This window comes from Micromonospora sp. NPDC047753 (assembly GCF_040642735.1).
In the GTDB taxonomy this organism is placed as follows: Bacteria; Actinomycetota; Actinomycetes; order Mycobacteriales; family Micromonosporaceae; genus Micromonospora.
The window spans coordinates 1-9,350 of sequence record NZ_JBEYSL010000258.1 but is presented as its reverse complement, the minus strand read 5'-3'; the positions used below and the strand labels follow the sequence as shown (position 1 = coordinate 9,350).

Annotated in this window: 4 protein-coding genes and 1 pseudogene; 1 reads left to right on the top strand and 4 read right to left on the bottom strand. The window is 71.6% G+C overall.

Annotated features, from left to right (window positions below):
- Together ABZ749_RS21035 and ABZ749_RS21030 are read right to left on the bottom strand one after the other, a co-directional pair.
- Nucleotides 1-831: right-handed parallel beta-helix repeat-containing protein (locus ABZ749_RS21035; RefSeq protein ID WP_357230133.1), on the bottom strand; the 831-nt coding region annotated here is incomplete at its 3' end.
- Nucleotides 832-974: 143 nt separating this feature from the next.
- Nucleotides 975-2,231: a phosphodiester glycosidase family protein gene (locus tag ABZ749_RS21030; RefSeq protein WP_357230131.1), complete on the bottom strand. Its 1,257-nt coding sequence runs from the start codon at nucleotides 2,229-2,231 to the stop codon at nucleotides 975-977.
- 348 nt (nucleotides 2,232-2,579) lie between these two features.
- On the opposite strand from ABZ749_RS21030, the gene ABZ749_RS21025 reads away from it, so the two are divergent.
- Complete coding sequence (locus tag ABZ749_RS21025; RefSeq protein WP_357230129.1) at nucleotides 2,580-8,042, top strand: carboxyl transferase domain-containing protein; 5,463 nt, start codon at nucleotides 2,580-2,582, stop codon at nucleotides 8,040-8,042.
- Between the two features lie 26 nt (nucleotides 8,043-8,068).
- On the opposite strand, the pseudogene ABZ749_RS21020 reads toward ABZ749_RS21025, so the two are convergent.
- Together ABZ749_RS21020 and ABZ749_RS21015 are read right to left on the bottom strand one after the other, a co-directional pair.
- Nucleotides 8,069-8,962, bottom strand: a pseudogene (locus ABZ749_RS21020) (biotin carboxylase N-terminal domain-containing protein); the annotation flags it as partial.
- 11 nt (nucleotides 8,963-8,973) lie between these two features.
- Nucleotides 8,974-9,350 (bottom strand): carboxyl transferase domain-containing protein (locus ABZ749_RS21015; RefSeq protein WP_357230127.1); only part of this gene is annotated, 377 nt, incomplete at its 5' end.

Genomic DNA, 9,350 nt, shown 5'->3' with positions numbered 1-9,350 from the left:
GTCGGCGACCACCAGGTTCGTCACCTGCTGTGTGTAGACGCCGGCCTGGCCACACTCGGTGATGGTGTTACCGGAGATGACGGTGCGGTCGGCACCGAACCAGACGTTGATACCGTCGTAGTACTTGGACTCGGCGCGCCAGACACCGCCCCAGTCCTCGGCTTCCTGCGACGACAACCAGTCCATCGCCACGTGGTTGTTGGTGATCCGCACGTCGTGGCCGTTGCTGGCGATGCCGAACCGAACGTCCTCGGTGGTGCAGTTCGTGATGACGATGTCGTTGGACGCGCCGGGGATGTTGTCCCACACGCTGATGCCGGTGTGGCGGAATCCGCGCGATACCACCCCGTCGACAACGATGCCGGTCGACGCCGTGATGATGAGGCCGCTGTACCAGTACGCGGCGGTGTCGTCGACGAGGTTGAGCCCGAGCACCTTCAGCCGGTGGCAGTCCTGGATCTGGAGCACACCGCGGACCTGATCCTTCACCGTTACCGGGGCGGGGTCGACCAGCGCCAACGTCGCCCCATGGCCCCGCAGCGCGGTGTCGGTCAGCCCCGAGAGTGTCACCCGGTTGCTGACGCGGTACGTCCGGCCGGCCGGGAACAGCACACCGAGGTTCGGTGTGGCCGCCCGCGCGGCGTTGAATGCCGCCTGGATCGCCGCGGTGTCGTCGGTGACTCCGTCGCCGACCGCCCCATGCGTCAGCACCGAGACCCAGCCGTCGTCAGAGGCAGGCAGCGCAGCCGCAGCCGGCTCGGCCGCCAGAGCAGCCCCACCCGCCAGGGCCGTAGCCGCCAGGCCAGCGCGTAGAGCCGCGCGTCGTCCCATCGATGTCATGTGATCGCCTCCCGTGAAACGTGCCCAATCACCAACGCCGCGCACCCTATCCGTCCCGCCTCGGCCAGTGGGGGCACGCGGATTCGCCCCGCCCGGTGAGGCCGGACGGGGCGAATTCGAGCGGGGTGGACCGATCAGTGCTTGCCGACGAAGATCCCGATGCCGTTGGCGACCATTCGCTCCGTACCGTCGGACGGGCTGTTGCGGGCGGTGGCCGCGGCCTGGCCCGGCTCGCGGACGGCGACAGTGCTCGACCCGCCGCCGTCGAGGTTCACCGCGGCGTCCGCGCCGAGTGCACGCATCAGGTCGGCCAGTTCGGCGATGGTGAACCCGGCGCTGGCCGGGGCGCGGCCGGCCAGGGCCACCAGGTACACGGTCCGGCCGTCCGGGCTGACACCGGCCGAGCTGCGTACCGCGGCGGTCCTGGTGTCCAGGCCGGCGAGCGGCGCGCCGTCGCGCAGGATCGGCGCGCCACCGACCGCGAAGGTCAGCTTCGGCTTGCCGGCGGAGACGAGTTTCTCGCGCACCTCCACCCGGTCACCGACGGCGAGGTCGTCGAGCGCGTCCGCGCCGCCCTCCCGGCCGACCAGCACCTGGGTGTCGGTCGGAATCGCTCCCGCGCCGGGCGTCGGGCCGACTGCGGTCACCACACCGTCGCGCACGGTCACCTCGTAGGTGTGGGTGCTGCACGGGTCGCTGCGGCTCGTGTCGGTGCCGCAGGTGGACCGGACCCGGGAGGCGGTCCCCCAGTCGGCGGTGAACAGGCCGACCCCGCCTACCGGGAGCGCGTACTGATTGAGGCCGCCCAGAGCGATCGTGCCCTTCCTGCTGCGCACCTCGCCGTCCAGGCTCAGGGTGTCGACGCGCGCCTTGCCGTTCACACCGACGCCGAACACGTCCCGGGTCGAGGTGCCGGGGGCCAGGCCGGGGCCGAAGCGCTGCGCGGTCGGCACCGCGAACTTCAACTCCTCACCGTCGGCGATCTCCGGACCGGACGACGAGTAGGTGGGGCTGACGCCGGCGTGCGTCTCACTGTTGTTGAAGAAGTCGCCGTTGACGCCGGCGACGGCACCCTGCTCGTTCGCCATCGCCGAGACGACAGTGCGCTGCGCCACCGCGTCGGGGTGCAGCAGGTCCAGGGAGACCTTGTTCTTCTGGAGGTCGGCGGTGAGCAGGTAACCGACGGTGACGCCCCGGGGCGTTGTCACCTCGAACGAGCCGTACGTGACGCCCGGGGCGAGCTGCTCGGTCGAGGTGATGGTGATCGGGGTGCCGGTCGCGGGTACCGTGGCGGTCGCGGCGTGGGCGACGCCTGCCGGCGTGACGAGCGCGGTGAGTCCCGCCGCGAGCAGCAGCGCCAGACGTGGGCGTACGAGGTGCGGTGACCTCATTGCCGCTCCTTTCCTGGTGCGTTCCTGGCCTGGGCCGGGATGGTCGGGCCGGGCGGTTGTTGACCGGACCGGCGATGATCTTCCTGGTCAGCCGATCACCCGGGGGTGAACACGGGAGGCTGCGGACGTGAACCGTCCGCACCGTCTTGATCAACTGCCGGAGCGGTCGGATCCGAAGAGTGCAGCCTTCGGGGGTGCCAAAAAGTTTTGTGGACTTCCTACAACTGAGGGACGGTGGGTTCGGTGGTTGCGCCATAGCGCTGGCCGCCGCCAGCCGGAAAGGTGATCACTGCTGGGAGCCGCCGTCTCTCCGCACGCAGGTCGAGGTCTAGCTAAGGGGTTTTTCGGGTGTTCAACCGTGTCGCCATCGTCAACCGTGGTGAAGCCGCCATGCGGCTCATCCACGCGGTCCGCGAGCTGGCCGCGGAGACCGGCATCCAGCTCGAAACCGTGGCCCTCTACACCGATGTCGACCGCAACGCCACATTCGTCCGCGAGGCAGACATCGCCTACGACCTCGGCCCGGCCTCCGCCCGCCCGTACCTCAACCTGGCGGTGCTGGAGCGCGCCCTGACCGAGACCGGGGCCGACGCCGCGTGGGTCGGCTGGGGCTTCGTCGCCGAGGATCCGGCGTTCGCCGAGCTGTGCGAGAAGATCGGCGTCACCTTCGTCGGCCCGAGCCCCGACGCCATGCGCCAACTCGGCGACAAGATCGGCTCGAAGCTGATCGCCGAGAAGGTCGGCGTGCCGGTCGCGCCGTGGAGCCGAGGCGCCGTCGAAACCCTCGCCGCCGCCCGGTCGGCGGCGGCCGAGATCGGCTACCCGTTGATGTTGAAGGCGACAGCCGGCGGTGGCGGACGCGGCATCCGCGTGATCAGGAACGAGGCCGAGCTGGTCGACGCGTACGAGCGCACCAGCCAGGAGGCGGCACGGGCCTTCGGCAGTGGCATCGTCTTCCTGGAGCGCCTGGTCACCGGGGCCCGGCACGTCGAGGTCCAGGTGATCGCCGACGGGCAGGGCACCGCGTGGGCCCTCGGCGTCCGCGACTGCTCGGTGCAGCGACGCAACCAGAAGGTCATCGAGGAGTCGGCGTCGCCGGTGCTCGACCCGGCGCAGGCCGCCGAGCTGAAGACGTCGGCCGAGCGACTGGCCGTGGCGGTCGGCTACCGCGGGGCGGCGACAGTCGAGTTCCTCTACCACCCCGGTGACCGGCTGTTCGCGTTCCTGGAGGTCAACACCCGCCTCCAGGTCGAGCACCCGATCACCGAGCTGACCACCGGTTTCGACCTGGTCAAGGCCCAGCTGCACGTCGCCTCCGGCGGGCGGCTCGACGGTGCGCCGCCGGCAGAGCGCGGGCACGCCATCGAGGCCCGGCTCAACGCCGAGGACCCCGACCGCGACTTCGCACCGTCCCCCGGCCGCATCGCCCGGCTGGACCTGCCCAGCGGCCCCGGCATCCGGGTGGACACCGGCGTCAGCGAGGGTGACACCATCCCCGCCGACTTCGACTCGATGATCGCGAAGATCATCGCGTACGGCCGGGACCGCGACGAGGCCCTCGGCAGGCTGCGCCGGGCGATGGCGAACACCACGGTGATCATCGAAGGTGGGGCCACGAACAAGAGCTTCGTGCTCGACCTGCTCGACCAGCCCGAGGTGATCGACGCCAGCGCGGACACCGGATGGATCGACCGCGTCCGCGGCGAGGGCCGCCTCGTCACGCACCGCCACTCCGCCGTCGCCCTGGCCGCCGCCGCCATCGAGGCGTACGAGGAGGAGGAACGCGTCGAGCGTCACCGGCTGCTGTCGACGGCGGCCGGCGGGCGCCCGCAGGTGCAGCACGCCAGCGGCCGACCGTTGGACCTCAAGCTGCGCGGCGTCGGCTACCGCACCCGCGTGGCGCGGGTCGGCGCGCACCGGTTCCGGGTCGGCATCGAGACCGGCCCCGTCGTGCGCACCGCCGACGTCGAGCTCGACCGCTTCGACCGGCACACCGGTCAGATCGTCGTCAACGGCATCCGCTACCGCCTGCTCACCGGCACCTACGGGCCGACCCACCTGGTCGAGGTGGACGGCGTGACGCACCGGGTCAGCCGGGACGAGGGTGGCGTCCTGCGCTCCCCGATGCCCGCGCTGGTCGTCGCCACGCCCCTGGAGGTCGGCGCGGAGGTCGAGGCGGGCGCGCCGGTGCTGGTGCTGGAAGCGATGAAGATGGAGACGGTGCTGCGGGCGCCGTTCAAGGCGCGGCTCAAGGAGTGCGCCGTCTCGGTGGGCAGCCAGGTGGAGGCAGGTGCGCCGCTGCTGCGCCTGGAGCCGCTCGCGGACGACGCCGAGGAGACCGCTGACGACGCCAGCACCGAGACCGTCGAACTGGACCTGCCCACCGCCGCCACGGACATCCCGGCGTACGAGCGCAGCAGGCGCGGCCAGGAGGACCTGCGGGGTCTGCTGCTCGGCTTCGACGTCGATCCGCACGACGACCGCCGGGTGCTCGACGATTACCTCACCGCGCGGCGGACGGCCACCGAAGCCGGTCAGCGGCCCCTGGCCGCCGAACTCGACCTCATCGAGGTGTTCGCCGATCTCGCCGAACTGAGCCGCAACCGGCCGACGGGCGAGGACGGCGGCGCCGCGCACGTACACAGCGCCCGGGAGTACTTCCACACCTACCTGCAGAGCCTCGACGTCGAGCGGGCCGGGCTGCCGGACGCCTTCCAGACCAGGCTCGGCAAGGCCCTCGGCCGGTACGGCGTCACCGACCTGGACCGCACCCCCGCCCTCGAAGCCGCCGTCTTCCGGATCTTCCTCGCCCAGCAGCGCGCCTCCACGGACGCGCAGGTCATCGCGGCGCTGTTGCGCGCGTGGCTGCTGGAGACCCCGCCGGACGAGACGCTGCGCGAGCCGGCCGGCCTCGCACTGGAGCGGCTGATCGCCGCGACGCAGGTCCGCTTCCCCGTGATCGCGGACCTCGCCCGCGGCGTGGTGTTCGCCTGGTTCGCCCAGCCGCTGCTGCGCCGCAACCGCGCACGCGTCTACGCCGAGGTCCGTGGGCACCTGCGGCACCTCGACGCACACCCGGAAGCCCCGGACCGCGCCGAGCGCATCGCCGCGATGGTCCGCAGCACCGAGCCGCTGGTCCGGCTGCTCGGCCAGCGGCTCGTCCGCGACCACCTCGACAACGCCGTCATGTTGGAGGTGCTGACCCGGCGGTACTACGGCAACCGGTCGCTCACCAGCGTGCTCACCCGCGAGGTCGCGGGCTGCACATTCGTGGTCGCCGAGCGCGTCGACTCCAGCGTGGTCTCCGCCGCGGTCAGCTTCGACGCGCTGGGCAGCGCCCTGCGCGGGCTGGCCGAGCTGGCCACCGGCGAGGACGCCGTGGACGCCGACATCTACCTCGGCTGGGAGAACCAGCCGGAGGACTTCGACGCGATGGCGGCCGCGCTGGCCGAGGTCATCGCCGCGCACCCGCTGCCGCCCCAGGTCCGTCGGGTCACCACCACCGTCGCGGGTCGCGGCGGAGCGGTGATGCACCACCACTTCACCTTCCGTCCGTCGGGCGCCCAGCTGACCGAGGACCGGCTGATCCGTGGGCTGCACCCGTACATCGCGCAGCGGATGCAGCTGGAGCGGCTGCACAAGTTCGACCTGACCCGGCTGCCGTCGTCGGACGAGGAGGTCTACCTCTTCCAGTGTGTGGCCCGGGAGAACCGCGCCGACGAGCGCCTCGTCGCGTTCGCGCAGGTGCGTGACCTGACCGAGCTCCGCGAGCAGGACGGCCGACTGGTCGCGCTGCCGACGGCCGAGGACGCCATCGCCGCCTGCCTCGACTCGATCCGCCGCGCCCAGTCGCGGCGGCCGTCGAAGACGCGCTTCAACACCAACCGCATCGTCGTCTACGTGTGGCCGCCGAGCGAGCTGACCCGCGAAGAGATGGAGATGATCGCCGGGCGGGTCCGCCCGACGACAGCGGGCGCCGGGCTGGAGGAGATCCTGTTCATCGCGCGCCAGCGCGACCGCCGGACCGGCGAGCTGACCAAGATCGCCGTACGGATCTCGTTCGACGCCGCGGGCGGTGCCGAACTGGCCGTCGGGGAGCCGCCGGTCGAGCCGCTCGAGCCGCTCGACGAGTACCGGCTCAAGGTGCTGCGGGCCAGCAGCCGCAACACCGTGTACCCGTACGAGCTGACCGGCCGGCTCGGCGACTTCGTCGAGCACGACCTCGACGACGACCACGCGCTGGTGCCGGTGGACCGGCCGAAGGGGCGCAACAGCGCCGCGATCGTCGCCGGGGTCGTCACGACGCCGACCGAGCGCTACCCCCAGGGTGTCACCCGGGTGGTGCTGCTCGGCGACCCGACGAAGTCGCTGGGTGCCCTGTCGGAGCCGGAGTGCCGGCGCGTGATCGCCGCACTGGACCTGGCCGAGCGGATGCAGGTGCCGCTGGAGTGGTGGGCGCTGTCCGCCGGTGCCCGGATCTCGATGACCTCCGGTACGGAGAACATGGACTGGGTTGCCGCGGCGCTCAAGCGGATCGTCGAGTTCACCCAGGCCGGCGGTGAGATCAACATCGTGGTCGCGGGCATCAACGTCGGCGCGCAGCCGTACTGGAACGCCGAGGCGACGATGCTCATGCACACCAAGGGCATCCTGGTGATGACGCCCGACTCGGCGATGGTGCTCACCGGCAAGCAGTCGCTCGACTTCTCCGGTGGTGTGTCGGCTGAGGACAACTTCGGCATCGGCGGCTACGACCGGGTGATGGGGCCGAACGGGCAGGCGCAGTACTGGGCGCCGAACCTGACGGCCGCACGGGACGTGGTGATGGCGCACTACGACCACTCCTACGTCGCGCCCGGCGAGGACGCGCCCCGGCGGGCGGTCACCACCGACCCGGCCGACCGCGACATCTCCGGCTTCCCGCACGACGTGGCGGGCAGCGCCTTCGCCACCGTCGGGGAGATCTTCTCCGTCGAGTCCAACCCGGACCGCAAGAAGCCGTTCGACATCCGTACGGTGATGCGGGCCCTCTCCGACCAGGACCACCCGGTGCTGGAGCGCTGGGCCGGCATGGCGGACGCGGACACCGCCGTCGTGCAGGACGTTCACCTCGGTGGCATCCCGGTCTGCCTGCTCGGCATCGAGTCCCGGTCGGTGCCCCGGCACGGCTTCCCGCCCACCGACGGCCCGGACACCTACACGGCGGGCACGCTGTTCCCCCGCTCGTCGAAGAAGGCCGCGCGGGCGATCAACGCGGCCAGCGGCAACCGGCCGCTCGTCGTGCTGGCGAACCTGTCCGGCTTCGACGGCTCACCGGAGTCGATGCGCAAGCTGCAACTGGAGTACGGCGCCGAGATCGGCCGGGCGATCGTGAACTTCCGGGGGCCCATCGTCTTCTGCGTGATCTCGCGCTACCACGGCGGTGCGTTCGTGGTGTTCTCGAAGGCGCTGAACCCGAACATGACGGTGCTGGCGCTGGAGGGCTCGTTCGCCTCGGTGCTCGGTGGCGCACCCGCCGCCGCTGTGGTGTTCTCCGCCGACGTCAACGCTCGTACGGCGGCCGACGCGCGGGTGCGGGACCTGGAGGCCAGCGTCGCGGCCGCGAGCGGCACCGAACGCGCCGCGCTGACCGCGGAGCTCGACGAGCTGCGGTCTTCGGTGCGCGCGGAGAAACTGAGCGAGGTGGCGGCGGAGTTCGACCGGGTGCACAACATCCACCGCGCCGTCGAGGTCGGCTCGGTGGACGCCGTCATCCGCGCCGCCGAGCTGCGTCCGCGCATCATCGAGGCCATCGAGGCCCGCCTGGGGTAGAGCGGTCGGAACGCCCGCACCACGCCCACCAGGTCCAGACCGGTGCACAACTCGGTGACCGGGTGCTCGACCTGAAGGCGGGTGTTCATCTCCAGGAAGAAGAACTCACCGCCCGGGGCGAGCAGGAACTCCACAGTGCCCGCGCCCAGGTAGTCGACAGCACGCCCGGCGGCCACCGCCGCCTCGTGCAACGCCGTCCGCACCCGGTCCGGCACCACCGCCGGCGCCTCCTCGACGATCTTCTGGTGTCGCCGCTGGATCGAGCACTCCCGGTCGCCGAGGGCCACCACCCGCCCGTGGGCGTCACCGAAGATCTGCACCTCGACGTGCCGGCCGCGCTCGACGTACCGCTCGATGAAGACAGTGCCGTCGCCGAACGCGGCAGCCGCCTCGCGGCGCGCGGAGGCCACGGCCTCGGCCAGTTCGTCGGCGGTCCGGACGATCCGCATGCCCCGGCCACCACCGCCGGCGGAGGCCTTCACCAGCACCGGAAAGTCGGTGATCCCGTCGGTATCGGTCCAGCTAGGCAGCATCGGCACGCCCGCCTCGGCGAGCAGCGCCTTCGCCGCCAGCTTGTCGCCCATCGCGGCGATCACCTTGGCCGGCGGGCCGACCCAGGTCAGACCGGCGTCGGTCACCGCCGCCGCGAACTCGGCGTTCTCGGCGAGGAACCCGTACCCGGGGTGGACGGCGTCCGCGCCGCTGCGCCGGGCCGCGTCCAGGATCAGATCGACCCGCAGGTACGTCTCGGCCGGCGAACTCCCCGGCAGGCGTACGGCCTGGTCGGCCTCGGCCACGAACGGCGCGTCGGCGTCCGCGTCCGAGTGCACGGCGACCGTTTCCACGCCCATCGCGCGGCAGGTGGCGAAGACCCGACGGGCGATCTCGCCCCGGTTGGCCACGAGCAGTCTGTTGATCATAAGTGGCCCCTCTACATCCGGAAGACGCCGAAACCGTCGGCGCCCTTCACCGGTCCGTTGTGGATCGCCGAGAGGCAGAGCCCGAGGACGGTCCGGGTGTCCCGGGGGTCGATCACCCCGTCGTCGTAGAGCCGGCCGGAGAGGAAGAGCGCGCCGGACTGCGACTCGATCTGCTGCTCGACCATCAAACGCATCGCCGCGTCGGAATCCTCGTCGTAGTCGCGCCCCCGGGCGGCAGCCGCCTGCCGGGCCACGATCGACAGCACCCCCGCGAGCTGCGCCGGGCCCATCACCGCCGACTTCGCGTTCGGCCAGGTGAACAGGAACCTCGGCTCGTACGCGCGGCCGCACATGCCGTAGTTGCCGGCGCCGTAGGAGGGGCCCATGT

Coding starts and splice junctions, on each gene's coding strand:
- ABZ749_RS21030 (WP_357230131.1), bottom strand. CDS start 2,231: ATGAGGTCACCGCACCTCGTACGCCCACGTCTGGCGCTGCTGCTCGCG.